General features: G+C 67.0%; 27 protein-coding genes. 9 read left to right on the forward strand and 18 right to left on the reverse strand.

Going from position 1 to position 26,736, the window contains the following annotated elements; all coding sequences use genetic code 11:
• On the reverse strand, window positions 1-462 hold a 462-nt coding region (locus tag N416_RS21275), incomplete at its 3' end, for an AMP-binding protein (RefSeq protein ID WP_036457216.1).
• A 57-nt stretch (window positions 463-519) separates the two neighbouring features.
• On the opposite strand from N416_RS21275, the gene N416_RS0104015 reads away from it, so the two are divergent.
• Window positions 520-1,263, forward strand: a complete 744-nt coding sequence (locus tag N416_RS0104015) for an enoyl-CoA hydratase/isomerase family protein (RefSeq protein WP_036457218.1) — start codon at window positions 520-522, stop codon at window positions 1,261-1,263.
• Here the strand turns inward: N416_RS0104015 and N416_RS0104020 are convergent.
• On the reverse strand, window positions 1,260-1,913 hold the full coding sequence (locus N416_RS0104020) for a TetR/AcrR family transcriptional regulator (protein WP_024440842.1): 654 nt from the start codon (window positions 1,911-1,913) through the stop codon (window positions 1,260-1,262). The two genes, N416_RS0104015 and N416_RS0104020, sit on opposite strands and share 4 nt — an antisense overlap.
• Before the next feature lie 139 nt (window positions 1,914-2,052).
• On the opposite strand from N416_RS0104020, the gene N416_RS0104025 reads away from it, so the two are divergent.
• The 6 genes from N416_RS0104025 to N416_RS0104050 all read left to right on the forward strand — a co-directional run bounded on the left by N416_RS0104025 (window position 2,053) and on the right by N416_RS0104050 (window position 7,762).
• A complete protein-coding gene (locus N416_RS0104025; RefSeq protein WP_024440843.1) occupies window positions 2,053-3,351 on the forward strand; it encodes a cytochrome P450 in 1,299 nt (432 codons plus the stop codon).
• A gap of 29 nt (window positions 3,352-3,380) precedes the next feature.
• A complete protein-coding gene (locus N416_RS0104030; RefSeq protein WP_024440844.1) occupies window positions 3,381-4,583 on the forward strand; it encodes a cytochrome P450 in 1,203 nt (400 codons plus the stop codon).
• 34 nt (window positions 4,584-4,617) lie between these two features.
• The gene (locus N416_RS0104035; protein ID WP_024440845.1) at window positions 4,618-5,457 is read left to right on the forward strand and encodes a mycofactocin-coupled SDR family oxidoreductase; all 840 of its coding nucleotides are present in this window, start codon (window positions 4,618-4,620) and stop codon (window positions 5,455-5,457) included.
• Between the two features lie 123 nt (window positions 5,458-5,580).
• Window positions 5,581-6,186 carry a TetR/AcrR family transcriptional regulator gene (locus N416_RS0104040; RefSeq protein ID WP_051190176.1) on the forward strand — a complete coding sequence of 202 codons (606 nt, stop codon included), beginning with the start codon at window positions 5,581-5,583 and terminating at the stop codon, window positions 6,184-6,186.
• 11 nt (window positions 6,187-6,197) lie between these two features.
• On the forward strand, window positions 6,198-6,701 hold the full coding sequence (locus N416_RS0104045) for an SRPBCC family protein (RefSeq protein ID WP_024440847.1): 504 nt from the start codon (window positions 6,198-6,200) through the stop codon (window positions 6,699-6,701).
• Window positions 6,701-7,762 carry an LLM class flavin-dependent oxidoreductase gene (locus tag N416_RS0104050; RefSeq protein WP_024440848.1) on the forward strand — a complete coding sequence of 354 codons (1,062 nt, stop codon included), beginning with the start codon at window positions 6,701-6,703 and terminating at the stop codon, window positions 7,760-7,762. The genes N416_RS0104045 and N416_RS0104050 overlap by 1 nt, the downstream gene beginning before the upstream one ends.
• A gap of 8 nt (window positions 7,763-7,770) precedes the next feature.
• Here N416_RS0104050 and N416_RS0104055 read toward each other — a convergent pair whose 3' ends face one another.
• From N416_RS0104055 to N416_RS0104085, 7 genes are all read right to left on the reverse strand, one after another.
• Complete coding sequence (locus N416_RS0104055; RefSeq protein WP_024440849.1) at window positions 7,771-10,173, reverse strand: CoA transferase; 2,403 nt, start codon at window positions 10,171-10,173, stop codon at window positions 7,771-7,773.
• A gap of 4 nt (window positions 10,174-10,177) precedes the next feature.
• On the reverse strand, window positions 10,178-11,143 hold the full coding sequence (locus N416_RS0104060; RefSeq protein ID WP_024440850.1) for an enoyl-CoA hydratase/isomerase family protein: 966 nt from the start codon (window positions 11,141-11,143) through the stop codon (window positions 10,178-10,180).
• A gap of 67 nt (window positions 11,144-11,210) precedes the next feature.
• A complete protein-coding gene (locus N416_RS0104065) occupies window positions 11,211-12,407 on the reverse strand; it encodes an amidohydrolase family protein (protein WP_024440851.1) in 1,197 nt (398 codons plus the stop codon).
• A gap of 24 nt (window positions 12,408-12,431) precedes the next feature.
• Complete coding sequence (locus tag N416_RS0104070; protein WP_081654449.1) at window positions 12,432-13,622, reverse strand: cytochrome P450; 1,191 nt, start codon at window positions 13,620-13,622, stop codon at window positions 12,432-12,434.
• 50 nt (window positions 13,623-13,672) lie between these two features.
• Complete coding sequence (locus N416_RS0104075) at window positions 13,673-13,870, reverse strand: ferredoxin (RefSeq protein WP_024440853.1); 198 nt, start codon at window positions 13,868-13,870, stop codon at window positions 13,673-13,675.
• A complete protein-coding gene (locus N416_RS0104080) occupies window positions 13,867-14,532 on the reverse strand; it encodes a TetR/AcrR family transcriptional regulator (protein ID WP_024440854.1) in 666 nt (221 codons plus the stop codon). The genes N416_RS0104075 and N416_RS0104080 overlap by 4 nt, the downstream gene beginning before the upstream one ends.
• A 44-nt stretch (window positions 14,533-14,576) precedes the next feature.
• The gene (locus N416_RS0104085) at window positions 14,577-15,401 is read right to left on the reverse strand and encodes an SDR family NAD(P)-dependent oxidoreductase (protein ID WP_024440855.1); all 825 of its coding nucleotides are present in this window, start codon (window positions 15,399-15,401) and stop codon (window positions 14,577-14,579) included.
• A 104-nt stretch (window positions 15,402-15,505) separates the two neighbouring features.
• Here N416_RS0104085 and N416_RS0104090 point away from each other — a divergent pair, with 104 nt between their 5' ends.
• Complete coding sequence (locus N416_RS0104090) at window positions 15,506-15,952, forward strand: nuclear transport factor 2 family protein (protein ID WP_024440856.1); 447 nt, start codon at window positions 15,506-15,508, stop codon at window positions 15,950-15,952.
• On the opposite strand, the gene N416_RS0104095 is transcribed toward N416_RS0104090, so the two are convergent.
• Genes N416_RS0104095 through N416_RS0104135 form a run of 9 tightly spaced genes read right to left on the reverse strand, consistent with a single transcriptional unit; the run spans window position 15,929 to window position 25,880 of the window.
• Window positions 15,929-16,750 carry an alpha/beta fold hydrolase gene (locus N416_RS0104095; protein ID WP_024440857.1) on the reverse strand — a complete coding sequence of 274 codons (822 nt, stop codon included), beginning with the start codon at window positions 16,748-16,750 and terminating at the stop codon, window positions 15,929-15,931. The two genes, N416_RS0104090 and N416_RS0104095, sit on opposite strands and share 24 nt — an antisense overlap.
• A 9-nt stretch (window positions 16,751-16,759) precedes the next feature.
• Window positions 16,760-17,518: an alpha/beta fold hydrolase gene (locus N416_RS0104100; protein WP_024440858.1), complete on the reverse strand. Its 759-nt coding sequence runs from the start codon at window positions 17,516-17,518 to the stop codon at window positions 16,760-16,762.
• Window positions 17,519-17,535: 17 nt separating this feature from the next.
• Window positions 17,536-18,525, reverse strand: a complete 990-nt coding sequence (locus tag N416_RS0104105; RefSeq protein WP_024440859.1) for a cyclase family protein — start codon at window positions 18,523-18,525, stop codon at window positions 17,536-17,538.
• On the reverse strand, window positions 18,513-19,349 hold the full coding sequence (locus N416_RS0104110; protein ID WP_024440860.1) for a coniferyl-alcohol dehydrogenase: 837 nt from the start codon (window positions 19,347-19,349) through the stop codon (window positions 18,513-18,515). The genes N416_RS0104105 and N416_RS0104110 overlap by 13 nt, the downstream gene beginning before the upstream one ends.
• Complete coding sequence (locus N416_RS0104115) at window positions 19,346-20,668, reverse strand: LLM class flavin-dependent oxidoreductase (RefSeq protein ID WP_024440861.1); 1,323 nt, start codon at window positions 20,666-20,668, stop codon at window positions 19,346-19,348. Before N416_RS0104115 ends, N416_RS0104110 begins: the two co-directional genes overlap by 4 nt.
• A gap of 3 nt (window positions 20,669-20,671) precedes the next feature.
• Window positions 20,672-22,420, reverse strand: coding sequence for an FAD-binding protein (locus N416_RS0104120; protein ID WP_024440862.1), 1,749 nt, complete (start codon window positions 22,418-22,420; stop codon window positions 20,672-20,674).
• Window positions 22,417-23,346 carry a 3-carboxyethylcatechol 2,3-dioxygenase gene (locus N416_RS0104125; RefSeq protein WP_036457222.1) on the reverse strand — a complete coding sequence of 310 codons (930 nt, stop codon included), beginning with the start codon at window positions 23,344-23,346 and terminating at the stop codon, window positions 22,417-22,419. The genes N416_RS0104120 and N416_RS0104125 overlap by 4 nt, the downstream gene beginning before the upstream one ends.
• A complete protein-coding gene (locus tag N416_RS0104130; RefSeq protein WP_024440864.1) occupies window positions 23,303-25,015 on the reverse strand; it encodes a bifunctional 3-(3-hydroxy-phenyl)propionate/3-hydroxycinnamic acid hydroxylase in 1,713 nt (570 codons plus the stop codon). Before N416_RS0104130 ends, N416_RS0104125 begins: the two co-directional genes overlap by 44 nt.
• A 1-nt stretch (window position 25,016) precedes the next feature.
• Window positions 25,017-25,880 (reverse strand): alpha/beta fold hydrolase, encoded by an 864-nt coding sequence (locus N416_RS0104135; RefSeq protein WP_024440865.1) that lies wholly within the window; start codon window positions 25,878-25,880, stop codon window positions 25,017-25,019.
• Window positions 25,881-26,019: 139 nt separating this feature from the next.
• On the opposite strand from N416_RS0104135, the gene N416_RS0104140 reads away from it, so the two are divergent.
• Complete coding sequence (locus N416_RS0104140) at window positions 26,020-26,721, forward strand: helix-turn-helix domain-containing protein (RefSeq protein ID WP_051190178.1); 702 nt, start codon at window positions 26,020-26,022, stop codon at window positions 26,719-26,721.
• The last annotated feature ends 15 nt before the right edge of the window (window positions 26,722-26,736 follow it).

Raw genomic sequence — 26,736 nt, forward strand, 5'->3', positions numbered from 1 at the left:
ACTGTTCCCGCCCACCACCCCGACGATCGGGACGTCGGCGCACAACTCGGGACGAAAACTCATCCGCCCGAATCGCTCGGCGGTGATGAACACCCGCGGCCGGCTGGCGGTCAGGATGAAACCCAGTTCCCGCGGACCGTAGAAGTGCACGACGGGCACCACGATCGCGCCCAGAAACGCCGCCGCCCAGAACGCCGCGGCCGCCTCCATCCAGTTGGGCAACTGCAGGGCCACCACGTCACCCGGACCCACGCCGCGCGCCCGCAGGCCCGCCGCCAGTCGGCGGGCAACCAGTTCCACGTCGGCGAAACTCCCCCGCCACGGCCGCACCGCCGAGTGCACCTCGAACCCGGTTTCCGCGCTCGCTGCCAGCCCGGCGGCGAGCAGGTCACCGAGTGTTTCGCGGGTCCACCATCCCTGCTCTTCGTAGCGCCGAACCAGGTCGGCAGGAATCTTTCGCATCTCACCCGTGATGCTATTCTCCGTTTTTGAGAATGCCAATATCTTGAGTGGAGAGCCATGGGTCAGGACCGTCCGGACGAACTGGGCGTACAACTGGATGACGGCCTGGCCATCATCACCATCGACCGGCCCGAGGCCCGCAACGCCATCGCCCCGGAGACCATGGCGCAACTCGACCGGGCACTGGACAAGGTCTCCGGCGCGCAGGCCCTGGTGATCACCGGCGGCGGCGACCGCGCCTTCGTCTCCGGCGGCGACCTCAAGCAGCTCGCCGCGCTGCGCACCGAGGCCGAGGCATCGGACATGGCCTGGCGGATGCGCACCCTGTGCGATCGGATCGCCGCCTTCCCGGCACCGGTGATTGCTGCCCTGAACGGCCACGCGTTGGGCGGTGGCGCCGAAGTTGCGGTCGCCGCCGACATCCGGATCGCGGCCGCCGACATCAAGATCGCGTTCAATCAGGTGTCCCTGGCGATCATGCCGGCCTGGGGTGGCGCCGAGCGGCTGGGCAGATTGGTCGGACACAGTCAGGCGTTGCTGCTGGCCGGCACCGGGACCATGCTGGACGCTTCGGCGGCCGAACGCATCGGCCTGGTCAATCGGGTGGTTCCCCGGGAGTCCTTCGACGCCGAATGGCGCGCCTTGGCCCGGTCACTGGCCAACCCGTCGGCCGGGGAGATCAAACGGGTGCTCGGTGGCGCAACAGCGGACGAGGCGGTGGCGGCGTTCGCCCGGCTGTGGGTCGCCGACGAGCACTGGGAGGCCGCGGATCGCCTCCAACAAGGCAGGAAGCAGCGCTAATGCTCGACGGGCCCCGACACCAGCGCGACGCCCGAAAGCGGCGCGGACGGTGGCGGGTCGCCCTCGAGCCGGTGCAGCCAGCGCTCGACGAACTCGATGGTCTCGGGATGGCCGAGGGTCATGCCCAGCGCCTCCTGCTCGATGATCAGCATCCGCGAGGCGCTGGTCATGAGGACCATCAGTACCGTCGGCGGGAACTCCGCGTCGTCGACGCCGTACCGGGCGAACAGCCCGGACACCGCCTGGATCTGTTCGGCGCGCAGCCGCTCGGCGTAATTGGCGATCTCGGCCCGCAAGGCCTCGCGCTCGTTGGCCACGGTAATGAACTGCATGGTCAACGCCGTCCATGCCGGATCGGTGTTGAATCGCCACAGCGCCCAGAGCGGCTTCGGCGACGCCAGCACCGCCGCCTGTTCGGCCAATCCCTGATCGCCACGCCGGCGGAAGATCGCCAGGAACAGGTCATCCATGGTGCGGAAGTAATAGTGCACGAGCTGATGCTTGAGGCCCGCCCGCTCAGCAACGCGACGGGAACTGACCGCACCGGCGCCGTCGGTCAGCAGCAGCTCTTCCGCGGCGTCGAGCAACAGGGTCCGGTTCTTCGCGTCCGGGGCACCAATTCTGCGCTGTCCCTTAGCCGATTCGGGCATACAGGTCGCTCCGCATCGTTGTCGTCACCTTTACACCTTCGGCGGCCATCGTAGTGGCGCCGCAACCCTTGACCCCCAACCCCGCCCATGCTAAGCAGGTGCACAGCATCTGTCAGCCCGTTCTGCAGAGAGGTCCACGTTGACTGACTTCGCGACGATCGATTTCTTCACCGATCAGTCCCTGGTACCCGATCCCCACCCGTACTTCGACTACCTGCGGGCCCAGAGCCCGGTCACGCCGCTGGGCGTGTACGACGTGGTCGCGGTAACCGGCCACGAAGAGGCCAACGAGATCTACCGCGACTCCGACACCTACTCCAACCTGGTCGCGGTCGGCGGACCGTTCCCGCCGCTGCCGTTCACCCCCGAAGGCGACGACATCAGCGAGCAGATCGAGGCGCACCGCCACCTGATGCCGATGACCGAACACATGGTCACCATGGACCCGCCCACGCACACGAAGGCGCGGTCGATACTGAGCCGACTGCTGACCCCCAAGCGACTCAAGGAGAACCAGGACTTCATGTGGCAGCTGGCCGACCGCCAGCTCGACTACTTCATCGACAGCGGCAGCTGCGAATTCCTCACCTCCTACGCCAGGCCGTTCGCAATGCTGGTGGTCGCCGACCTGCTCGGCGTACCCGAAGAGGACCGGCCGGTGTTCCAGGAGGTGCTGGGCGCACCGCAGCCGGGTGCCCGCATCGGCGCACTGGACCACGAGGAGCTGGCCCACGATCCGCTGGCCTGGCTGGACGACAAGTTCAGCCGCTACCTGTCTGACCGGCGCGAGAACCCGCGCGGCGACGTACTGACCGATCTGGCCACCGCCACCTACGAAGACGGCTCGATCCCCGAGATCGCCGACGTGGTCAAGAGCGCCACCTTCCTGTTCGGTGCCGGGCAGGAGACCACCACCAAACTGCTCAGTGCCGCATTGCGGTTCATGGCCGAGGACCCCGGCCTCGTCGAGCAGTTGCGCGCCGATCGCAGCAAGATCCCGAACTTCCTCGAGGAGACCCTGCGGCTGGAAAGCCCGGTGAAGACCGACCCCCGATTGGTGCGCAAGACCACCACGCTGGGCGGGGTCGAACTGAAGGCCGGCACCGTCGTGGTCATGTTCCCCGGCGCCGTCAACCGCGACCCCCGCAAATTCGAGAACCCGCATGAGCTGCGAATCGACCGTCCCAACGTGCGCGAGCACCTGGCATTCGCCCGGGGCAGCCACACCTGTCCGGGCTCACCGCTGGCCCGCGCCGAGAGCCGCATCTCGCTGGAACGAATCCTGGATCGGATGACCGACATTCGGCTCGACGAGACCCAGCACGGCCCGGCCGGCGAGCGCCGGTTCACCTTCGAGCCGACATTCATCCTGCGCGGATTGACCGAACTGCATCTGGAATTCACGCCAGTGGCGGCTCCGGCCACCGCGGGCCTGTAGACCGCAGCTCTGCCGAAGGGACCAACAACATGACGGTGACCACCACCGACGAAGCGCGCTACGACCCGTATGACGTTGACCTCAACAGCAATCCGTACCCGATGTTTCGTCGGCTTCGCGAAGAGGCACCGCTGTACTACAACGCCGAGCACGACTTCTACGCACTGAGCCGGTTCGACGACGTCAACAAGGCCCTGGTCGATCACCAGACCTTCAGCTCGGCGCGCGGGGCGATTCTGGAGCTGATCAAGGCCAATACCCCGATCCCGCCCGGCCTGATCCTGTTCGAGGACCCACCGATCCACGACATTCACCGCAAGTTGCTGGCCCGGATGTTCACCCCGCGCAAGATCGCCGAACTCGAATCCAAGATCCGCGAGTACTGCGCCCGTTGCCTCGATCCCCTGATCGGCACCGGCCGCCTCGATTTCGTGGCGGACCTCGGCGCCCAGATGCCCATGCGGGTCATCGGCATGCTGGTGGGCATTCCCGAAGCCGATCAGGAGATCATCCGGGACCGCTCGAATGACAACATGCGCACCGAAGCCGGCAAGCCGATGACGGTTGCCTCCGAAGGCTTCGACGACGGTTCGATCTTCGCCGACTATCTGGACTGGCGCGTCGAGCACCCGTCCGACGACATCATGACCGAACTGCTCAACGTCGAATTCACCGACGAATCCGGCACCACTCGGCGGCTGACACGCGACGAGTTGCTGATGTACGTGATGCTGGTGGCCGGGGCCGGAAACGAAACCACCACCCGGCTGATCGGTTGGACCGGCAAGGTGCTCTCAGAGCATCCCGACCAGCGTCGCGAGTTGGTGGCGAACCCCGCGCTGATCCCGCAGGCGATCGAAGAGCTGCTGCGCTTCGAGCCACCGGCACCGCACGTGGCGCGCTACGTCACCCGCGATGTGGAGTACTACGGCCAGACCGTGCCCGAAGGTGCCGTGATGATGATGCTGATCGGCGCGGCCAACCGCGACCACCGCCGGTTCGCCCCGGACGGGGACGTTTTCGACATCCACCGCGAGGCACGCCAGCACCTGACTTTCAGTGTGGGCGCGCACTACTGCTTGGGTGCCGCACTGGCCCGCCTGGAAGGGCGAATCGCGCTGGAGGAGATCCTCAAACGCTTCCCCGAGTGGGACGTCGACCTCACCAAGGCAGCGCTGTCACCGACTTCGACGGTCCGCGGGTGGGAGTCCATGCCCGCTTCGGTCGGATGAATCCACTTCTACGAGATACGAATTGAGGGTTTCCATGACTGGACGTGTTGAGGGCAAGGTCGCATTCATCACCGGCGCAGCCCACGGCCAGGGCCGCAGCCACGCGGTGCGGCTGGCCGAGGAGGGCGCCGACATCATCGCGATCGACGTCTGTAAGCCGATCGTCGCGAATTCGCCGATCCCGCCGGCCACCCCGGAGGAACTGGCCGAGACCGTCGACCTGGTCAAGGCCCGAGGCCGCCGGATCTTCACCGCCGAAGTCGATGTGCGCGACTTCGACGGACTCAAGGCCGCGGTGGACGCCGGCGTGGAGGAGCTGGGTCGCCTGGACATCATCGTGGCCAACGCCGGCATCGGCAACGGTGGCGACACCCTGGACCAGTGCACCGAACACGACTGGCAGGAGATGATCGACATCAACCTGTCGGGCGTGTGGAAAACCGTCAAAGCGGGTGTCCCGCACCTTATTTCCGGAGGAAGGGGCGGGTCGATCATCCTGACCAGCTCCGTCGGCGGACTCAAGGCCTACCCGCATTGCGGCAACTACGTCGCCGCCAAGCACGGCGTGGTGGGCATCATGCGCTCGTTCGCCGTCGAGTTGGGACATCAGAACATTCGCGTCAACACCGTGCACCCCACCCACGTCAGCACCGGAATGATCATGAACGAGGGCACCTGGAAGATGTTCCGCCCGGACCTGGAGAACCCCGGTCCCGAGGACATGGCGCCGATCTGCCAGATGTTCCACACCCTGCCGGTGCCCTGGGTGGACGCGGTGGACATCAGCAACGCCGTGCTGTTCCTGGCCTCTGACGAAGCCCGCTACATCACCGGCGTCACCTTGCCGGTCGACGCGGGAAGCTGCCTGAAATAGCTGTCTCGGTACGTTGACTCTGCGTCCACCAGGCGAAAGTGCGAGTGACCTGTCTGGTGAGCGCAGAGTCAACGACCTGGATATGCGTTGACGGCCGATTATGCAACTGATCATAATCGGCCGATGGCGCGCGACACCCGGCAGGCGATGGTGCTGACCGCCGTGGCACTGCTGCGCGAACGCGGCGCCGACGGGATCACCCTGGACACCCTGGTGAGCCGCAGTGGCGCGCAGCGCGGCTCGATCTATCACCACTTTCCGGGCGGACGCGCCCAGATCCTCGACGAAGCCGTTCAACTCGGCGGCGATGCGATCGGCTCACTCATCACCGGCTCCGCAGCCGGCGGTCCGATCGCGGTGCTCGATCGGCTGGCCGCCTTCTGGCGAAAGATGCTGACCGAGACCGGCTATACCGCCGGGTGCCCGATGGTATCGGCCGCGGTCAGTTCCGGGCCCGACTCGCCGCTGCTCCATCACGCGCAGCGGATCTTCGCGGCCTGGAAGACGCGGTTGATCGACTGCTTCGTGACCGACGGCCTGGACGCCGACGCGGCCGGCCGGCTGGCGACCATGTGCATCGCCGCGATGCAGGGCGCGATCATCATGTGCCGCACCGAGGCGAGCCTGCAGCCGCTGGACGATGTCGCCGGCGAGCTGCGGGTCCTGGTCTCCGCCCGAACCCTGTTCTGCACCACAGCCGACCCGGCCGGTTGCCCGGGCAGCATCTGAGAGGAACCGCCATGGAATGGACCGGGGCCGTATACGCCGACGCACCGACGGTGGAGGTCTCCACCTGGATCGACGCCCCGCCGGAGCGCGTCTGGGAGCTGGCCAGCGACATCCACGCGGTCGCCGAGAGCAGTCAGGAGCTCCAGCGCGTCGAATGGGCCGACGGTGATGGGCCCCGGCTGGGCGCGCGGTTCACCGGGTATAACCGGCATCCCGCCCTCGGGGAATGGTCCACGATCTCCGAAGTGGTCGAGTTCGAACCGCTGACGGTGTTCGGTTGGGCCGTCAGCGATCCCGTCAACCCCACGTCCTCGTGGCGGTTGAGCCTGACCCCGGAGGGGACCGGCACCCGCCTGACCGAGTGGATGCAGCTGGGGCCCGCGCCGTCCGGGCTGTCACTGGCCATCTCCGCGATGCCGGACAAGGAACAGAAGATCGTGTTCGTGCGGCTGCGTGAATTCGAGGCGGGCATGACGGCCACCCTCGATCACCTCAAACAGCGCGCCGAGCACTGATGCGCGCGGCCATCACGCTGGAAGCGGCCAGCGTCGGCAGCTGGGAGCACCAGAAGCTGCTGGTCCGCGAGGCCGAGAAGATGGGCCTGGACATCTGCTGGGTCGCCGAGGCGTGGGGCGCGGACGCGGTCTCGGCACTGGGCTACTACGCCGCGTGCACCGACCGAATGCTGCTGGGATCGGGGATCATCCAGCTGTCCACTCGCACTCCGGTCGCCATTGCCCAAGCCGCCATCACACTGTCCAACCTGTCCGGCGGACGGTTCCTGCTCGGTCTGGGCGCCTCGGGCCCCCAGGTCATCGAGGGGCTGCACGGTCAGTCCTTCGACCGGCCGCTTCCCCGGATGCGCGAGACCATCGAGATCATCCGGCAGGCGGTCGCCGGCGAGCGGATCGCTTATAGCGGCAAACAGTTCCAGATCCCCCGACTCGGTTCGGCCACCAAGCCCATGCGGTTGTCGATGCGCGCCGAACACTCGATCCCGCTGTATCTGGCCAGCCTCACCCCGGCGATGCTGACGCTGACCGGCGAGGTCGCCGACGGCTGGCTCGGCACCAGCTTCGTGCCCGAGGGTGCCGACGCGGCCTACTTCACCCATCTCGACAGCGGCCTGGCCCGCTCCGGGCGCACTCGTGCGGACCTCGACGTCTGCCAGGGCGCCGAAGTATCGTTCGCCAGCGACGACAAGCATCTGAAGGAACTGATCGACAGCCGCAAGACCGAGCTGGCTTTCAGCCTGGGCGGAATGGGTTCGGCCAGTACCAATTTCTACAACCAGGCCTACAGTCGGCAGGGCTGGTCGGATGTCGCCGCCGCGGTGAAGGAGCGCTGGCAGGCCGGCGACCGGGAAGGCGCCGCCGCGTTGATCACCGACGAGATGGTGCTGGCCACCACCTTGATCGGCACCGCTTCGATGGTTCGGGATCGCCTGCAGGTCTGGTGCGACACCGGCGTGGACACCGTGCGGGTCTACCCAGCCGGCGAGCGCCTCGAAGATCGGATCGCCACGCTAGGCGCCGCGATCGAGCTGGTGCACTCGATCACGCGCACCGGCCGGTAGCTGCCCGGCTATCCCGGCGAGCTGCCGATAACCCCATCGGCTACCAACGCGGCAATCTCGACCTCGGTAAGCCCCAGCTCGCTGAGCAGCTCATGATTGTGCTGGCCCAGCAGTGGTGCGGGGCGGGTATGAATGCGACTCGGGCCCTGCGACATTCGGGCCGGCAGTGTGCTGTGCGGAGCGGGACCGTTGACCGGGTGATCGACCTGCTCGAAGAAGTTCCGCGCGGCCAGCTGCGCCAACTCGGTCTGGCGATGCGGTTGCATGACCTTGGCGACCGGTACCCCGGCGTCCCACAGTGCTGCGACGATGTCGTCGGCGCTGCGCCTCGCGCACCAGGCGGACAGCTGTTCGTCGATCAGGTCGTGGCGGGCGCGTCGTCCGGTCGCGTCCGATAAGGCCGGATCGGCAGTCCAGGCCGGGTCACCCAGCGCGGCCCGCAGACTGGCCCACTGCTCATCGGTGGCAACGGCGATGGCGACCCAGCAGTCTTCCCTGCCGAATTCGTCGACGCCGGCGGTCCGATAGAAGTTCTGCGGGGCGGCCGCCGGCCCGCGGTTTCCGTCACGTTGCAGCAACGCGCCGTTGGCGGAGTATTCGATCACCTGCTCGGCGGCGATGTTGAGTGCGGCGTCGACCATGGCCGCCTCCACCAGCACGCCTTCCCCGGTGCGGCGCCGATGCTCCAGGGCCAGTAGCAGACCCGTCAGCGCATGCACACCCGCGTTCGGGTCACCGATCGAGTACGGCTCGTAGGGGTTGCGATCGGGGTAGCCGGTCAGCCAGCTCAGACCGGAGGCGTCCTCGATGACGTAGGCGAACGCTGGGTTGTCCCGCCACGGGCCGTCCAGGCCGAATCCGGGCATTCGCAGCATGATCACGTCGCTGCGCAGCGACTGCACGAAGTCGAAGTCCAGACCGAGGTTCTCGATGACGCGGGGGGTGAAGTTCTCGACGATGACATCGCAGCCGGCGATCAGGCGGTGCAGCACGTCGCGGCCGGCCTCGATCTGGAAGTCCAGCGTCAGGCCCTTCTTATTGGTGTTGAGCGCCGAGAAGATCGGGGATTTCTCCCACCATGACTCCTCGCTGACCGGTATCCCGGCGATCAGCCGGGTGCCGTCGGGATGGCGGGTCGACTCGAGATGGATCACCTCGGCGCCGAGCATGGCCAGCAGGTGTGTGCACGACGGACCGGCCCAGAAAGTGGTCATGTCCAGCACCCGGATGCCGCTCAGCGGCAACCGATCCCCGGCCGGTTCCGATGCCGGGGCGTCTCGGCGCACCGGCGGCAGTTGTCGGTAGAAGTCGGTGTGTTCGCCCAGCCGCGGAGCCGGGGTCGGCGTCTGTAGCGCCACACCGCGCAGCCGATAGGGCGGTAGCGGCTGAACGAACCCGTCGCGCGGATTGCGGGTGAACAACTCGCGATGCCGGAAGTGGTCAAACGTCGGCACGTTCTCGCCGTTACCGACCGGCGAGTTGGGTATCCGGAACCCCGACGCCAGGTCGCGGACATCGTCGACCTTGTGACTGCGTACCCACTGGTACAGCTCCGGCGCGTGCAGGTTCGCCTGCTCGGTGATCGACAGCGGCGAGTTCTCGTCGATCCACTCGTCGTGCCCCGACATCGCACACAGGTCGAACCACTGCTGCGCGGTGCCGCAGCCCAGCGCGACCAGCCCGTCGGCGGCCTCGGCGACACCGGGCACCGTCGGCCGGCGTTCGGACCGCCACGGGCGATCGAGGACCTGAAAGTAGGTGACGGGATAGTAAGTCAGGCCGAGGATCTGGGCTTCCAGCCCGGACAGGTCGATCAGCTCGCCGCGGCCGTCGCGCAGCGCACGAACCCGCGACGCCAACGTCATCGCGGCCGCATACGCCCCGACCAGCCAGTCCCCGACCTGCCCGCCGATGTGTACCGGTGCGCGATCCTGCGAGCCGCGGCCGAGCCCGACCGCTCCCCCCGACCAGGCCTGCAGGGTGAACTCGGTGGCCGGGCGGTCCCGCCACGGACCTTCCAGTCCGAAGGGCGTGATGGCGGTGACCACCAGGTGCGGGTGCCGCCGGCGGATCTCAGCCGGCGACAACGACGGGTGCCGGCCGACGGCCCCGTCCGGCGACCACACCACCGCATCGGCGGAGGCCAGCAGCCGATGTACGAACTCGATGTCGTCGACGTTGCCTGGGTCGGCGACCACACTGTGTTTGGAGCAGCCCAGGAAACTGAACAGTGCACCGCCGGACGCGGGATCGACCTCGGCCTGTGATGCCGACCAGCGGCGCATCGAATCCCCTTGCGGGGGTTCGACATCTACCACCGTTGCGCCCCCGTCGGCGAGCATCTTGGTGGCATAGGCCCCGGCGATACCGTCGGACAGGTCGACGATGGTGTAGCCGTGCAGCGGCGCCACGGCGTCAGGATTCCTTGTTGCGACTGGACTTGCTCAGCCGGAAGTCGGGCGGGAACTTCGAGTCGTTGTCCTTGACCGCCCCGGACAGACCGGATTCGATGGCGTCGTCGAGCATCAGGTCATCGGCGTCGGGTGCCACACCCGAACCCATCGACTCGAAGAACGCCGACAGCAGGCTGCCCATGTACTCACCCTGATGCTGCTTGTAGACCTCGAAGAACATCTTCTGCATGAACACGGTGTCGACCGGACGGTTGCGCGCACAGGCCAGCGCGTACTTGTCGATCTCGGCTTCGAGTTGGTCGCGCGGGACCACCTTGTTGAGGAAGTTGCACTTCTCCATGTCGGCGGCGGTGAAAGGCCGGCCGGTGAACACCATCTCGGAGAATTTGCGAAGCCCCATCATCTGCACCCAGGTCCACATCCGCGGCCCCCAGCCGTAGTAGCGGAAGGACGGGTGGCCGAACAGTGCGTCGTCGCTGGAGATCACCAGATCGGCGTCGGCGGCCTGGTAGAAGTGCCAGCCATAGCAGTAGCCCTTGGCCTCGACGATGCTGATCTTCTTGAGCTCCTGCAGCGGACGGTTGCCGGCCTGCACATTGGCGTACCAGGCGCTGATGGTGGCGCCGTTGCGAAAGGTGCCCTGGGGCGGATAGTTGACGTCCATGCCTTCCAAACGCAGTTCAGCCAACCGCCTTTCGGGATCCTCGACGCCCGCCATGAACTCGGGAAGGTCCGCACCGCTGCCCAGGTTGTCGCCGACACCACGGATCACCACCACTTTGACGTCGTCGTCCACGCTGGCACCACGCAGCAGGTCCGCGTAGCGCAGCCGCGCCGACGATGTCGGGGCGTTGAGGTATTCGGGCCGGTCGAAGGTGATGGTGGCGATCTTGGTGGCCGGGTCCTTGTGGTAGCGGATGATCTCTGCCGCGGACGGCCGCGCGGAAGAACCCGGCGTGTCTGACATTCGCGATCAACTCCTTCAGCAGTTGCAATGAAAGCATCGGTGGTCATGACCTCGCGGCCGCCCGGCTTCAGACCCCCAGAAACTCCTTGACGTTGGCGCTCACGACTTTCGCCGCGTCCTGCGGTCCCAGGGCCGCGACAACGTTGGCCAGTGACTTCTCCGAGTAGCCGAAGGTGCTCTCGTTGTGCGGGTAGTCCGACGACCACATCACCTTGTCCACTCCGATCTGATCGATCAGTCGCAGGCCGAGCGGGTCGACCATGAACGATGCGCTCATGTGGGTGTCCCAGTAGTGCCGGATGTCGTGCTGTAGTTGGTGGGTGAACATGTGTTGATAGGAGGCCAGCAGGTGTTCTGCGTCCTGCAAAGCGGTGGGAACCCAGGCGATTCCGCCTTCGAACCAGCCGATCCGCAGGCCCGGGTGACGGTCCAGGATGCCGGAGAAGATGTACTTGGCGAACTGTTCGCGGAACGAGTCGACATTGACCATCATGCCCACCACGACACTGTTGACCTCGCAGGGCGTCTTCGGCGGGGTTTCACCGATGTGGTGGGTGATCGGTAGCCCGGCCTGCTCGATCTCGTCCCAGACCGGATCCATCACCCGGGCACCGAAGTCGATGATGTTGCCGTCGTCGTCCTTGCCGGGGTTCAGCGGCAGCAGGAACGTCTTGAGCCCCAGCGCCTTACACTCCTCCACCGTGCGCCTGGTGCCGGCGGGGTCCCACCAGTTGATCAGACCCACTCCGTAGAAGTGGCCGTTCGATCGCTCCTGCAACTCGGCCATGTACTCGTTGTAGATGCGGAATACCCGCTCCCGCAGCTCTTTGTCGGGGAAATGAAACAGCGCCAGCACCGCATTGGGGAACGCCAGTTCCTTGTCGACGCCGTCGGTGGCCAGCTCCTGGATCCGTGCCTCGATATTGCTGCTGGCCGCACCGGCCAGATCGTCGTACTGCATGAGCACCGCCGAGAAGTCGCCCGGCAGGAACGACTGCCCCTTGCGGCCGACCATGTAGGCGCCGTCCTCGTACCAGATGCGGGGCGCCTTGTCCTTGAGGTCCTCGGGGAACCGTTGGTAGAAGATGTCGTCGGCGATGGAGATGTGGTTGTCGGCGGAGAACACTTCGGTACCGGCCGGCAGACCGACACCAGCGATGCCCGCACCGGCGCGCCCATGACGGTCCTTGGGCGCCCCGTAGCCGCCGACCGGATAGAACGCTGTGCTGTGAAACGCGGCGGCTTCAGTTGGTGTGCTGGCCATGTCAATCCACTTCCAATCGGGCGGTTACCAGGTGACGGGGAGTTCGTAGACGCCGTAGGCGAGCCGGTCGTTCTTGAACGGGATCTCGTTGATGTCCACCGCCAGCTTCAGGGTGGGGATGCGCTGGAACAGGGTGTGAAATGCGATCACCATCTCGGCGCGGGCCAGCTGCTGACCGACGCACTGGTGCGGTCCAAACCCGAACGCCATGTGCTGGCGGGCCGGGCGCGCCAAGTCGAGGACGTCGGGCTCGGGGAAGACGGTGGCGTCCCAGTTGGCTGGGGCCAGGTCGATGATGATGCCGTCACCGGCCCGGATGGTCTCGCCGCCGATCTCGATGTCCTCAAGGGCCACCCGCCGCTGGCCGGTGTGGATGATCGACAGGTAGCGCAGCAGTTCCTCGACCGCGTTAGCGATCGCGGCGTCGTCGTCGCCGCGGAACACCGCCGTCTTCTCGGCGATCTTGTCGGGCTCGTGCAGCAGCGCCACGATGCCCAGGCCGATCATGTTGGCGGTGGTCTCGTGCCCGGCGATGAGCATTCCGGTACCGAGTTGGGTGGCCTCGCGTATCGACAGCTCCCCGTCTTGCACCCGCTTGCCCAGGGCGGAGACCATGTCGTCGGCCGGTTCGGCCATCCGGGTCTCCAGCAGCTTGACCAGGTACTTGGAGAGCCCGGTGGCACCCTCGGCGAGGTCGTCGGAGGTGGCATTGCGGTCCACGCCCATAGTGGCGTGCTGCTGGAAGAACTCGTGGTCCTCATAGGGCACGCCGAGCAGTTCGCTGATGACCAGGGAGGGGATGGGCAAGGCGAATCCCTCGATCAGGTCGGCCGGTTGCGGTCCGGCCAGGATCGCGTCGATGTGTTCGTCGGTGATGCGTTGCGCGACCGGGGCCAGGGCGTCGACCCGTTTCATGGTCAGGGCCGGGGACAGAATCCGCCGGTAGCGGATGTGTTCGGCGCCGTCGGTGGTGAACACCGATTTGGGTCGGTGGTCGACGCTGGCGCGCATCATCTCGTTCCAGTGCGGGAAGCCGGGCTGGTGGTCGTCGACGCTCACGCGGGGATCGGAGAACAGGGTGCGCACCGCGTCGTAGCCGGTGATCAGCCACGGGGTGCTGCCGTCCCAGATCCGCACCCGGCTCAGCGGCCGCTGCGCGGCCAGCGCCATGGTCTCCGGCGGCGGCGCGAACGGGCATCGGCCGTCGCGGCTCATCGGATACTCCGGCGTTGCGGTGCTGGCGATGGTGGACGCTTCGGTCACGCTCACTCCTCGACGATCTTGATGGCTCCGGACGGACAGACTCGGGCCGCCTGGCGCACGGCGTCGGCCAACTCCTGCGGCGGGGCCTCGTCGAGCAGGACGACGACACCGTCCTCATCACGCTGATCGAACACGCGGGGCGCAAACCCCACGCATTGCCCCGAGGACGCGCAGATGTCTTGGTCGACGGTCACTTTCATTGCGGGCCTCCCTGAACTCCGGTAACCGGAGCGAGCCACAGTCCCACGATTGCGTCGATCAGGTCGGATCCGGCTTCGGTCCAACTGGCAGATGCCGACCCCCCGGATGCCAGTGCTCGCTCGTGTTCGGCACAGCTGTGCATCAACAGGTTTCGGGCCATCACGTTGCGCGCCTGGTGGACCCGGACCGGCAGATCGGGAAGGCAGGTGTTGATGCCGTCGATGACCTGCACCAGCGACGGCGAACTCAACGCGTCCTTGACGACGATGTTGTGGTAGGCCGGATCGGCCATCACCTGCGCGGCAAAACGGGCGTACCAGGTCGGATTGCCCAACGCGGCAAGGTGATCGGTGAGCGGGCGGACCAGGCAGGCCACCCAATGGCGCAGGTCGGTGGAATCCGCTGCCTCCGACACCATCTCTTCGCGCAGCCGCTCGACCGGCACTCGGTGCCGGCGCTCGATCTCGCGGACCAGGTCGGTCTTGGTGCCGAAGTGGTATCCGACGGCGGCGTTATTGCCCTGGCCGGCGGCCTCGCTGACCTGCCGGTTGGAGACCGCGAATACCCCGTGGTCGGCGAACAGCCGTTCGGCCGCGGTCAGGATCGCATCCCGCGTGCTGTTGGCCCGCTCAGCCCGCACGGCCCGATCAGCGGTGGTCACGGCGTCAGTCAACCGTGATTCACGGTTTAAGTCAAGCGATTGATTTAATTTTCTGCGTCACCGGGCCCCCGGCGCCGGATCGCCTTGCCTGCGACGGTTCCGCCGTCCACCGGCAGCACCACGCCCGTCACGTACCGGGAGCGCTCACCGGCGAGGTAGAGCGCAGCTTCGGCGACGTCAGCCGCGGTCCCCTCCCGCTTCAGGGGCCGGTCGGCCCGCATCGTCTCGCGAATCGCCGCTTCGTATCGTTCCAGGTCCTCCGGATCCAGGTTCGCTGCCGCCGACGACGCCACGAACGGCGTCGGAACGTTGCCGGGGGCAATGGCATTGACCCGGATGTCGTAGTGGGCCAGCTCAATCGCCGCGGATTTGGTGAACTGGATGACCGCGGCTTTCGACGCGCGGTAGGTCATCACCCCGCCGCCGGCCTGGATGCCACCGATCGAGGTCAGATTGAGGATCGACCCGCCGCCGGCCTTGGACATGTGCCGCGCGGCGTCGCGAGTACCGGCCATCACACCGAGCACGTTGACCGCCATGATGCGGTGAAAGTCAGCCAGGTCGTCGTCGAGAAACCTGTTGTGCATGGTGCCCGAGACCCCGGCGTTGTTGACCATGATGTCCAGTCCGCCGAACATCTCGACGGCCGATTCGACCAGGGCGCCCACTTGGGCCGGGTCAGAGACATCGGCGACCCGGAAGATCGCCTCCGCACCGAGTTGGCCCGCGAGCGCTTCGCCGCGTTCGCGATCCGTGTCGGCGATGACAACGCGTGCCCCCTCGGCGAGGAATCGCTCGGCGATCCCGCGGCCGATACCCGATGCACCTCCGGTGACGATTGCCACCTTGCCGGTCAATTCGTTGCCCATCTGCACCCTTCCGCTGCGGACCACGTCCGTGATCGACTCAACCCGTTGGCCCGGGTTCAGTCAAGCGACTGATTTAAATGGTCAGGCGACCTAAGGTCGGCAGCATGACAGACCCCGTCTCGACCGACGATCGGCTGGAGATCTCCGCGCTGCTCTACCGCTATGCCCGTGCCGTGGACACCAAGGACTGGGCGTTGTATCGGTCGGTGTTCACCGAGGACGCCGTCATCGACTACTCATCAGCGGGCGCGATCTGCGGCACGCGTGACGAAGTCGCCGATTGGCTGGCGAGCGGCTTCCAGGAAATCCCGATGTCGATGCATTACATCACCAACATCGAAGTGCTGGAATACAGCGGCGATTCCGCGCTCGCACAGGCGATGTTCTACAACCCCATGCAGCTGCCAGGTATGACCGGGTTGAGCTATTGCGGTGGCTACTACCACCACGAACTGGTCCGCACCGGCGCTGGCTGGCGCAGCGCAAACCTGCGCGAGGAGAACGTCTGGTTCACCAATCCCCCGGCCTCAGTCCAGGAAGTCCAGCAGTAGGCCATTGACCTGTTCGGCCTGCTCGATCTGTGGGCAGTGGCCGGCGCCGTCCACAACGACGGCGCGCCCGCCGGGGATCTGGTCGGCGATCTGCCCAGCCCAGCCGGGTGGGAGCAGCTTGTCGCAGGCACCTTCAATTACCAACGTCGGCACCGAAATACGTTCGTAGGCACGGTTGCTCGATGCCGCGGCCGGCGGCTCGGCACCCGGTCGGCGGAACCGTGCCGCCGCCACCGCTTCCCAGGCGCCGGGAGCCACACTCGACGCGTGCCGCCGCCCGACATACTCCTCGTCGGCAGGATAGGCCGGATCGTGGAACAGCGCGGTTACGATCCGGCGCATCGCGGGCACCGTCGCGTCGTAGTCGTAGAGCGCGGCCATGTGTTCGTTCTGCTGGATCTCCCCGCCCCCGCAGATGAGCACCATGCGCCGCACCGGCAGCACCGGCGCCTCCGAGGTGGTGTCGACCAAAGCCATGATCGCGCCCATCGAATTGCCTACGAAATCAGCGGATTCGACTCCCAGCACCGCGCAGAACCGCGCGACATGGCGGATCCGCATGCCGCGTCCGTCGTTGAAGTCGAGGACCTTGGCCGACTCGCCGAAGCCGAGCAGGTCCGGCGCGAGCACCCGATAGCGATCGGCCAGTGCGGGAATGGCGTGTTCCCAGCCGATTTCAGCGCTGGCACCGAACTCACCACCGTGCAGCAGGACAACCGCCGGGGCGAACGGGTCACCCGCTTCCAGGTAGGAGGTGCTCAGGCCGTCCACGACGACGGTCTTGCGCGTAACCAGCACGGGGGCTCCTCAGTCGGGGATCAGCGGGCCGATCGGCCGGGTCGTGGTGGCGTGCACCAATAGTTCGGCGAGTTCGGCGGGACGGCTCAGGAACGGTGAGTGTGAGGCGTCGATGGTCAGGGGTTCCACCCCGAGCCGCCCGCAGACCAGGTCTGCCAGCCACCGCGGATAGGCACGGTCCTGTTCGCAGCGGATGAAGCTGCGCCCGATGTCGGCCGCCCAGAAGGCCGGTACCGATACCGGTGCGATCGTCGTCTCGCCGAACCGCTCCGTCCCGAGCCGTTCGAAGGCCCACCGCACGGTGTCGTCGTCGCAGTCGTGGTAGAAGTACTGCCGCGCACCGTCGATATCGGCGAAGGTCATCGTCCCGTCGTCCGCGAAGTGCAGATGGGCCAGCATGTCGCTGGCGGCGGTGTCGAAGAATTCAGCTCCCTCGCTGCCCATCGTCATCGCATCGGTGTAGCTGCGGCCCTCCCTGGGCAGCGCCGCGGCGAGATAGACGATATGGCGCACCAGATCCGGGGCACTGTCGGCGCCTAGGGTGGCGTCGAAGCCGCCCCCGGAGTGCCCGACCAGAACATCGCCGGGTTGCAGCACCGAGGCCACGGCCTCTCGGCGGTTGGCCAGGGTGGACTCCTCATGGAGCCGGGCACCGTGGCCGGGCAGGTCGACGGCGATACCGGTGTGGCCGATCTTCTCCAACTCCGCGATGGTGCGACTCCAGCACCAGGATGCGTGAAACCCACCGTGCACGAAGACGAATCGCATGATGCTCCTGCCCCGGGCTATTTGATCGCGATCGGGTTCACCGGTGACCCGACTCCGCCGGTCACCCGCAACGGCGGCGCCACCAGCTGGAACTCGTAACGGCCATCGACGGCGCAATCTGCGGCCAGCGCGCCGAGGTCCCAGTACTCCCCGAGCATCAACCCCATGTCGCGCAGGCACAGCATGTGCAGGGGCAGATATGTTCCCTCGACGCCGGAGACCGGGTCTTCGACCATCAGGTTGTCGGCGGCCACCGCGGCGACGTCGTGGGCGTGCAGCCAGGAGGCGCACCGCCAGTCCAGTCCGGCGCCCGGTTCAGCGCCGTTGCCGGTCGCCACAAACCTTTCCCACCAACCGGTTCGGACAACCACGATGTCGCCGGGTTCGACGCTGACTTTCTGGGCGCGGGCGACATCGTCGAGCTCCTCCGGAGTGATCGGGGTGCCCAGCGGCAGGAAGGTGTCTGCTCCGCGGTGCGCGACCACATCCAGCAGCACACCGCGCGAGGTGATCCCCTTGCCGTCGACCTTGTCGATGCCGCAGTGGTAGGCGCCCAGGCTGGTCACCGAACTCGCCGGGAAGCCGTTGTAGAGCAGGTCGTCGTAGTAGACGTGTGACAGCGCATCCCATTGGCTGGCGGCCTGCAATGGCATCACGATCATGTCGTCGTTGAACCGGAACGGGTTGTCGACGAAGAACTTGCTCAGCTGCTGCGCCACGTTATTGCGATGCCATTCCGGGCCGTACTGCGCAAGCGTGCTGACGTCGCCGCCGTCGACGGTCATCACGTGAATCGGATTGTGCCGGAACTGGAAAGCGCCCTGCGGACCCGACGACCCGAAATCCACGCCGAGCGGGAAGACCTTGCCGCGGCGGACCAGGGCGGCGGCCTCGGCGACCTTCGCCGGGGTGATGAGGTTGAGCGTACCCAGCTCGTCGGCGTCGCCCCAACGTCCCCAATTGCGGACCGTCTCGGCCACCCGCCGGAACTCGGTCAGGTCGGCCACGGCACCGATCCGTCCGTCAGCGCGGCGGCGACCCGGCCGCCGGTGTTGCCGCCGTCGACCCAGAGCACCTGGCCGGTGATGTAACCGGCTGCGGGACTATTCAGGAACACCAGCGGTGCAGCCTGTTCGTCAGCGCTGGCGACCCGCCCCAAGGGTTTGGGAATGTCGTCGAGATAGTCCTGCCCGTACCTGCTGCGCAATTGGTCGAGGATCGGGGTTTCGGTGACACCGGGTGCGGTGCAGTTGATCCGGATTCCGCGGTGCGCCAGTGGTCCGGCGTTGAGCATGCCGTAGAGGATGATCGCCTCTTTGGACAGCCGGTAGCCGCCGTCGGCGAGCGCGGCGGGATTAGCACGGCACCACTGTAATCCGGCAGCCATGCCTTGGGAGTTCAACAGGCCGACCGTGGTCTGCGCGTTCTCGCGGAATGCCGCCGCGGCCAGTGAGGACACATTGACGATCGCCGAGCCCGTCGGCATCACCGGCAGCAGCGCCTCGGTGAGGTGGCGCAAGCCCAGAAAGTTGATCGTGACCACCCGCTCGGGGTCACCGATGCCCGAGGAGACCCCGGCGACGTTGAACAGCGCATCAACGTGTCCCGCCGCCCGGATCGCTGCGGCGGCGTGATCGATGGACGCCGGATCAGACAGATCCGTCGGGTGAAATTCGTCGACGCTTGCCGCAGGCTCGACCCGGTCCAAGCCGACGACCTGCGCCCCGAGTTCACCGAGCTGCGTCACCAGCGCCGCGCCGATTCCCGACGCGCAGCCGGTGACCACGGCTCGTCGACCGTCGTAGCGCCACAGTCCAGACGGCGCGCTCACTGCTGGCCGCGTTCCCGCTCTTCTCGCTCTTCCCGGGCAAGTTGCGCGGCCTGCACCCGACCCTCGTTCATCTCGGCCATCGCCTCGGGGATCTCGGTGGCGGTGAACGTGCCGCCTCGACCGGTCGGCAATCCGCCGAACGAGTAGGACTCGTCGAATGCCGGTGCGGTGGAGGCTTGTCGGCGGGACTCCAGCTTCTCCAGCACCGGTTCAAGACGCTTGGCCTTCTCGGCAACTGCCTTCTCGTCGCGTTCGATGAACTCCGGCAGCACCTCTTTGCCCATCAGTTCGATGGCTTCCATGGTCGCCTCGTGGCTGCGCGGGTTGAGCAACAGGATGAGCTCGTCGACGCCGCTCTCCTCATAGCCACGCAGGAACTCCCGTGCGGTCGCAGGGCTTCCGATTGCCCCGCGGCCCGGCCCGTAGGCCAGCGTCGGATCCTTTTCCACTTCTTCGAGGTAGCGGTTCCAGACCCCGGTTCGGCCCGGGGTGTGCTCGCCGGTCATGTAGTAGTGCATGATCCCGAACGAGAAGAATCCGCCGCCGACCCCGAGGCGTGCGATGGCCTGCTCGTCGGTGGGGGCCACCATCATCGACAGGTCGCCGCCGATGGCCAGGATGTTGGGGTTCACCTGGGGGGTGACCGGGACGCCGTTCTCTTCGAGTTCCTTGTAGTAGCCGTTGACGCGCTCGGCCAGCGGGCCGGGACCGGTGTAGGCGAAGCTCAAGGCGCCGATGCACTTACTCGCGGCCATCTGCACCGAAGCCGGCCGGGTGCAGGCCACCCAGACCGGCGGATGCGGCTTCTGCAGCGGCTTGGGCACCACGTTGCGGGCCGGCATCTGCACGTGCTGGCCGTCAAAGCCGGTAAACGGCTCCTCGGTCATGCAGCGGATCGAGACCTCGAGTGCTTCCTCCCACTGGGTGCGCTTGTCGGCCGGGTCGATCCCGAATCCGCCGAGCTCGGCGATCGAGGATCCCTCTCCGGTGCCGAATTCGACTCGGCCACCGGAGAGCAGGTCCAAGGTGGCGACCCGCTCGGCCACCCGGGCGGGGTGGTTGACCACCGGGGGCAGGTGCATGATCCCGAAACCGAGCCGGATGTTCTTGGTCCGCTGGCTGGCCGCGGCCAAGAACATCTCCGGTGCGGTGGCGTGGCAGTACTCCTCCAGGAAGTGGTGCTCGGTGAGCCAGACCGTGGAGAACCCGGCCTTGTCGGCCAGCTCCACCTCGTCGAGTCCGTCGGAGAACAGCTGGCGTTCATCGTCGTCGGACCATGGACGCGGCAGCGCGAATTCGTAGAACAGTGAGATCTTCACGGTTTACCTCCTGGGCGATTGGTTGGGAGCCTGCGATTCGGCGGACGGCTGGCGATCAGAAATGTCGGCAAGGTGTTGGGCGGCGACGTAACCGAAGGTCATCGCGGGGCCGATGGTCGCTCCGGCGCCGGCGTAGCTGCGGCCCATCACCGGGGCCGAGGTGTTGCCCACCGCGTAGAGGCCCTCGATCACCGAGTTGTCGGCGCGCAGTACCCGGGCGTGCTCGTCGGTACGCAGGCCGCCCGAGGTGCCCAGATCGCCGAGGATGATGCGGAAGGCGTAGTAGGGCGGCTTGCCCAGTGGGTGCAGGTTGGGGTTGGGCAGCGTCGGGTCCCCGTAGTAGTTGTCATAGACACTGTCGCCGCGATTGAAGTCGTCATCGTGGCCGGCGCGGGCCAGCTCGTTGAACCGCTGTGCCGTGCTGCGCAGCCTTTCGGCCGGGACGCCGATCTCGCCGGCCAGCTCCGCGAAGGAGTTGGCCGCCTTCACCACGCCGGAGTCCAGCCAGGCCTGCGGTATTCGGCGCCCGGTCGGCACGGGTGCGCCGGGGATCTTCGGGATCGGCAGGTGTCCGGCGACGACGTAGCGGTGAAAGGATCGCTGGTCGGTGACCAGCCAGCACGGGATGTGGGTGACACCGGCCTGCTGGCCGGCGATCATGGCGTGCGCGAAGTCCATGTAGGGCGCCGCTTCGTTGATGAACCGCTCGCCGGCACCGTTGACGATGAATTGGGAGGGCATCATGCGTTCGTTGAGCATGAACTGCAGGCGCCCGTCGGGCCAGCACACCGCCGGGAACCACCAGGCCTCGTCGAGCAGGTCGGTCGCCGCGCCGACACGTTCCCCGGCCCGGATGCCGTCGCCGGTGGCCAGCGGGTTGCCGAAGCTCCAATCGTGTTCCAGCACAGGCTGATGCTGCTGACGCCACGCCAAGTCATGGTCGAACCCGCCGCTGGCCAGGATCACGCCGCGGCGCGCCCGGATGCGCTGCGCCCGCCCGTTGCGCTGCACCACCGCACCGATCACCGCCCCGGAGTCCTCGGTGATCAGCTCGGTCATCGCCGTGTCCAGCCACAGCGGTATGTCGCGTTCGACCATGGCCAGCCGGAGCCGCGCGGCCAGTGATTGGCCGATGGCGGCCATCCGGTCGCCGAACACCCGGGCGCGAAACATCCGCCACAGCAGCTTCACCAGGACCGCTTTGCCACGCCAGGACTGGCGGACTTGGTAGAAGAGCCGAAGATCCTTGGGGCCCAGCCAGATCCCCTTGGGCGCCAGCGCCAGCGGGGCCAGCAGATTCTGTTCCTCGTCGCCGAGCTTGCGCAGGTCGATGGCGGGCACGTTGATGGTGCTGCCGAGCTCGGAGCCGCCCGGCAGCTCCGGGTAGTAGTCGGCGTAGCCGGGCTTCCAGACGAACTCGAACCAGGAGCTGGCCTGTTCCAAGAACTCCATCATCCGCGGTGCAGCATCGACGTATTGCCGCAGTCGTGCGTCGCTGACCAGGCCGTCGGTGATCGCGCGCAGGTAGGTGAGGACGTCGTCGGGGTCGGGCGCATAGCCTTCCCGACGTTGCGAGGGCGCCCCCGGCACCCAGATGCCGCCGCCGGACAGCGCGGTGGAGCCACCGAAGTAGTGCGACTTCTCCACGACCAGGGTGTTCAGGCCGCGGGCGTCGGCCGCCAGCGCCGCAGTCATTCCGCCGCCGCCGGAGCCGATGATGAGCACGTCGACGACGTGGTCGGGGTCGGTCACCGGATCACCTCCATGGGTTGCGCGATGCGGATGGCGAAACCGGCGATCAGTTCGGGCGCCGGCCGGTAGTAGCGCTGGGCGATGCGATAGCTTCCCTTGGCCCCAAGAGCACCGAAAGCGGCCGCCCAGGTGCGTATTTCGTGAGCCGATCCACCGCCCGCATCGGTGATGTATGCGTTGGACCAGTCGTTGAGGTCGTCAAGGCGCCCACTGTCCACGATCGACAGGAACCGCTCGTCGAATTCCGGGTTTAGCGGTGCGAGGTCGTTCGTCCCGGCGGCGAAGTCGCGCGCCGCTGCGATCACCGCTTCCTGGCGTGCCTGGCGCTGCTCGGCGCTCATGGCGGTGCCGTGCAGGATCCGGTCCCGGGTGACCGGGGGCGCGGTCGCCAGCGTCGGGATCGGCGGATCGTGCGAGAGCCCACCGGATCCCACGACGAGTACGCGCAAGTCCAGGCCGGCCAGGAACTCCCCGACCGCCGCGCCCAGCGCGCGGGCGCGGTGTATCGGCCCCAGCGGGGCGGCGACCGCGTTGAGGAAGATCGGAATCACCGGGGACGCGGCTACGTCTGCGAACAGCCGCTGCAGCGGCTGCGTCACGGCGTGGTCGACGTCCATGGACGCCGAAACGGCCACGTCCACACCGCGTTCCAGCACTGCCTCCGCGCACTCGTGCGCGAGGTCGGACGGAACGTTCAGTGCCCCCAGGTGTGTGCCGTAGTCACCGATCCCCTGGGCCGACGTGCCGATGCAGAACGGCGGCATCAGTTGCAGGAAGAACCCGTTGTAGTGGTCCGGCGCGAAGATCACCGTCAGCTGCGGGTCGAAGTCGGCGACGAACGCCGCGGCGTGCGCGATCGCGGCCTCGATGTCGTCCATCAGTTCACGGGGTGGTCCCGGCAGATTCAGCAGTGGGCTGTGGGACATGCAGCACAGGGCCAGTGGCATCGGGGCTTTCACCCCCTTGCACGGGAAGGGCCGTCGGCTTGAGCGACAAAGCGCTGCACAGTCGTGCGCTCACCTCGGGTGCGCGCTGGGCGATGCAGGCGGCGGCAATGCAGCGGTCCGGGCGCAGGAACAGCACCGATTCGCTGTGGCGGTCGAACCAGGCCTTCAGCGCGCCGGTCCGGTCGCCGACGATGGTGATGGCGGGGTCATCGGCCTGACCGGGCGGGGTCCAGTGCAGTTGGGTCGAGGGTCGCACCGCGATGAAGCTCGCCCCCAGCGCCGTCCACCGCGCGAACGCCTCCTCGCCGAGCAGCGCCCGGGGATTGTTGTTCCAGGCCAATACCGCGAACCCGGTGCCGATCACGTCGTCGAGGAGTAGGTCTGTGCCAGTGCGGGTGTCGACGCGAGGCTGGATGAACAGGGTTCCCGCCGGGGAGTCGGGGCGCCGTGGCTGGTCATGGACGACCGCACCCTGCTCGTAGCGCGGCATCGGTTTGAACCGCATCTCCAGGACGTAGCGTTTGAGGGTCGGTACCGCCGAGGCGGCCCGGATCACCCGGTCACGCAGGCCGGCGACGCGGCGGTTGGTCGGCGAGATCACTTTGCCCACCATCGTGGAGAGGTCGATCATGGCGCGGGCGTGCTTGCGACGCTCGGTGTCGTAGCTGTCCAGCAGGCTTGGCCGAGCCTGACCCCGGACCACCGCGGCCAGCTTCCAGCCCAGGTTCATCGCGTCGCGGATCCCGCTGTTGTAGCCCTGGCCCTGCCAGACCGGCATGAGATGGGCGGCGTCGCCGGCCAACAGCAGCCGCCCGCGGCGGAAGGCCCCGGCGATCCGGGAGTGGTGGGTGTAGAGCCGGTGGCGGATCACGTCGACGTCGTGCGGATAAGGCAGGAACGGGGCCAGCATGGCCGCGACGAATTCGGGATCCTCGGCCTGCTCATCGGTCTCGTGGGCGTGGATCATGAACTCGAACCGGCGAATACCGTGCGCAATCGAGATCGATGCGTACGGGCGCGCCGGGTCGGCGCCGACTTCACTGTTGGGATGGCCGAGCGGGTCATTGGCGATGTCAACCACCAGCCAGCGCGTCGACGAGGTGGTGCCGTCGAAGGACACTCCCATCAGCCGGCGGGTGGCGCTGCGCCCGCCGTCGCACCCGACCACGTAGCGAGCCGACACCGTCTCGGGTTCCGGTCCGTCGCCACCGATGCTGACCGCCACCGCATCGTCGGTTTCAGCACACCCAGTCATCGGCCGGCCCCACAACACCTGGACGTGGTCGAAGCGTTCCAAGCCGCGCAGCAGTTCGGCGTCGACCAGCGGCTGCACGAATCCATTGCGCTTGGGCCAGCCGAAACAGGCGTCGGCAGGCGCCATTTCGGCCAGCAGTCGCCGGCGGCCGTCATAGAACCGCAGGATCTGGTTCGGGACGGTATGCGGCAGCACAGCATCCACCAGGCCGATCGCCTGGAAGGTGCGCAGCGACTCATCGTCGAGGCCGACCCCGCGGGGATAGTCGATGAGGGTGTCGCGGTCCTCGATGACCAGGGTGCGAATCCCTTGCAGGCCGAGGATGTTGGCCAGGGTCAGGCCGACCGGCCCGGCGCCGACCACGACGACTTCGACATCACTGAGCGCAGCCACGCTAGCGCTCCAGCAGAAATTCCAGGTGAAGGCGGTTGAAGGTCTCGGGGTCCTCATACTGTGGCCAGTGGCCGCAGCCGGGCATCAGTTCAAACCGGGCGCCGGGGATCATCGACGCGATCCGCTTGCCCTCCTCGACGTCGGCCGTCGGGTCGTCGCTGGTCCAGACCACCAGGGTGGGCGCAGTGATTCTTCCGTATTCGGCGGGCCCCAATAGATTCCGCGCCCGGATCTGCGGGTCCTGCAACGCCATGATGTCGCGCATTGCGTCGACGAATCCCGGCAACCGGTAGATCCGCTGACGGCTGGCCACGATGTCGTCGTAGTCCTTGGTCTTGTCGGCCATCAACCACTTGATGCGCGCCTGGACCGTTTCCCAGCTGGGATTCTCGACCGCAGCCATCGACAACGTGACGATTCGCTTCATCACCTCGGGATCGGCCTGGGAACCACCCGCGGTGTTGAGCACCAACCGGTGAACCCGGTCCGGGTGGTCGATGGCGGCGCGCGCCGCCACCCAGCCGCCGAGGGATTCGCCGCTGATGCTGGCCGTCTGCGCACCGATCGCGTCCAGCACGTCCACCAGGTGCGCCACGTAGTGGCCAACCTCCAGGGGGTGACCGGGCTTGTCGGTGTAGCCGTGACCGAGCATGTCCACCGACCAGGTCCAGAAATGCTCGGCGTGCGCGGCGAGATTTCGGACGTAGGCCTCGGCGTGCCCCCCGGATCCGTGCAGCAGCACCAGTACCGGCTTGGCCGGGTCGCCGGCCCGCAAGTACCGGGTGCGCACACCGCGCGCATCGAGGTAGCCCTGCTCGAACGCGACGCCCTGGAGATCACTCCAGACGCTCTCGAACTCCGGCACCGGCCACCTCTTCCCTAGCTCGCGGTGGAAATGTGATTCTCGTTTTACGGCATATTGGACGTGCTTTTATCGCACATGTATGTACGTTATATTCAAGAGCATCACTCTCATGCGGGTGGATGTCAAGGAGGCCCTGCCGATGCCCACGCTGATGCCCGACGCTGCCGCCGAGACCGCGCGGGGTTCGCAGACCCTGGCCCGCGGGTTGGCCGCCTTACAGGCGGTTGCCGCCGCGCCGGAGGGGTTGACGGTGCAACAGGTCGCCGACCGCGTCGGCGTGCACCGGACCATCAGTTACCGATTACTGAACACGCTGACCGGCTTCCGGCTGATCGCCAAGGGGGACGACGGCCGGTATCGCCCGGCCGCAGCGTTGGCCGTACTGGGAGCCTCGTTCGACAACAACGTGCGACAGGTGAGCCTGCCGACCCTGCGCGCGCTCGCCGACGAACTCGGGACCACGGTCTCGCTGCTGGTTGCCGAGGGCGATCAGCAGGTGGCCGTCGCGGTCATCGTCCCCACCCAAGTCGGCTACCAACTCGCGTTCCACGAGGGCAGCCGCCATCCGCTCAGCCTGGGCGCCGCCGGGATCGCGCTGCTGGCAGCCATGCCTGCGCGCCCCGGAGAACGCGACATCGTCCCGCAGACTCGGGAGCGCGGCTGGGTGGTCACCCACGGCGAGATCGAGCCCGGAACCTTCGGGTTGGCCGTTCCGGTTCGCCGCCGCCCCCCGGCGCCGCCGACCTGCATCAACCTGATCTCGCACCGCGAGGACGTGGTGCTGCGCGGTCGCGATGCCGTGCTGGCCGCTGCCGGCCGCCTGTCCGAGATCTTGAGCTGAATCCGCCCGAGAGGA

Source organism: Mycobacterium sp. UM_WGJ (genome assembly GCF_000455125.1).
In the GTDB taxonomy this organism is placed as follows: domain Bacteria; phylum Actinomycetota; class Actinomycetes; order Mycobacteriales; family Mycobacteriaceae; genus Mycobacterium.

What these genes read in the sequence shown, in the direction of transcription:
- N416_RS0104100 (WP_024440858.1), bottom strand. Translation starts at nt 17,518, where the DNA reads ATGCGATTCGTCTTCGTGCACGGTGGGTTTCACGCATCCTGGTGCTGG.
- N416_RS0104040 (WP_051190176.1), top strand. Translation starts at nt 5,581, where the DNA reads ATGGCGCGCGACACCCGGCAGGCGATGGTGCTGACCGCCGTGGCACTG.
- N416_RS0104070 (WP_081654449.1), bottom strand. Translation starts at nt 13,622, where the DNA reads ATGAGCCGCGACGGCCGATGCCCGTTCGCGCCGCCGCCGGAGACCATG.
- N416_RS0104020 (WP_024440842.1), bottom strand. Translation starts at nt 1,913, where the DNA reads ATGCCCGAATCGGCTAAGGGACAGCGCAGAATTGGTGCCCCGGACGCG.
- N416_RS0104090 (WP_024440856.1), top strand. Translation starts at nt 15,506, where the DNA reads ATGACAGACCCCGTCTCGACCGACGATCGGCTGGAGATCTCCGCGCTG.
- N416_RS0104045 (WP_024440847.1), top strand. Translation starts at nt 6,198, where the DNA reads ATGGAATGGACCGGGGCCGTATACGCCGACGCACCGACGGTGGAGGTC.
- N416_RS0104060 (WP_024440850.1), bottom strand. Translation starts at nt 11,143, where the DNA reads ATGTCAGACACGCCGGGTTCTTCCGCGCGGCCGTCCGCGGCAGAGATC.
- N416_RS0104035 (WP_024440845.1), top strand. Translation starts at nt 4,618, where the DNA reads ATGACTGGACGTGTTGAGGGCAAGGTCGCATTCATCACCGGCGCAGCC.
- N416_RS0104140 (WP_051190178.1), top strand. Translation starts at nt 26,020, where the DNA reads ATGCCCACGCTGATGCCCGACGCTGCCGCCGAGACCGCGCGGGGTTCG.
- N416_RS0104065 (WP_024440851.1), bottom strand. Translation starts at nt 12,407, where the DNA reads ATGGCCAGCACACCAACTGAAGCCGCCGCGTTTCACAGCACAGCGTTC.
- N416_RS0104085 (WP_024440855.1), bottom strand. Translation starts at nt 15,401, where the DNA reads ATGGGCAACGAATTGACCGGCAAGGTGGCAATCGTCACCGGAGGTGCA.
- N416_RS0104050 (WP_024440848.1), top strand. Translation starts at nt 6,701, where the DNA reads ATGCGCGCGGCCATCACGCTGGAAGCGGCCAGCGTCGGCAGCTGGGAG.
- N416_RS0104030 (WP_024440844.1), top strand. Translation starts at nt 3,381, where the DNA reads ATGACGGTGACCACCACCGACGAAGCGCGCTACGACCCGTATGACGTT.
- N416_RS0104015 (WP_036457218.1), top strand. Translation starts at nt 520, where the DNA reads ATGGGTCAGGACCGTCCGGACGAACTGGGCGTACAACTGGATGACGGC.
- N416_RS0104075 (WP_024440853.1), bottom strand. Translation starts at nt 13,870, where the DNA reads ATGAAAGTGACCGTCGACCAAGACATCTGCGCGTCCTCGGGGCAATGC.
- N416_RS0104125 (WP_036457222.1), bottom strand. Translation starts at nt 23,346, where the DNA reads ATGTCCCACAGCCCACTGCTGAATCTGCCGGGACCACCCCGTGAACTG.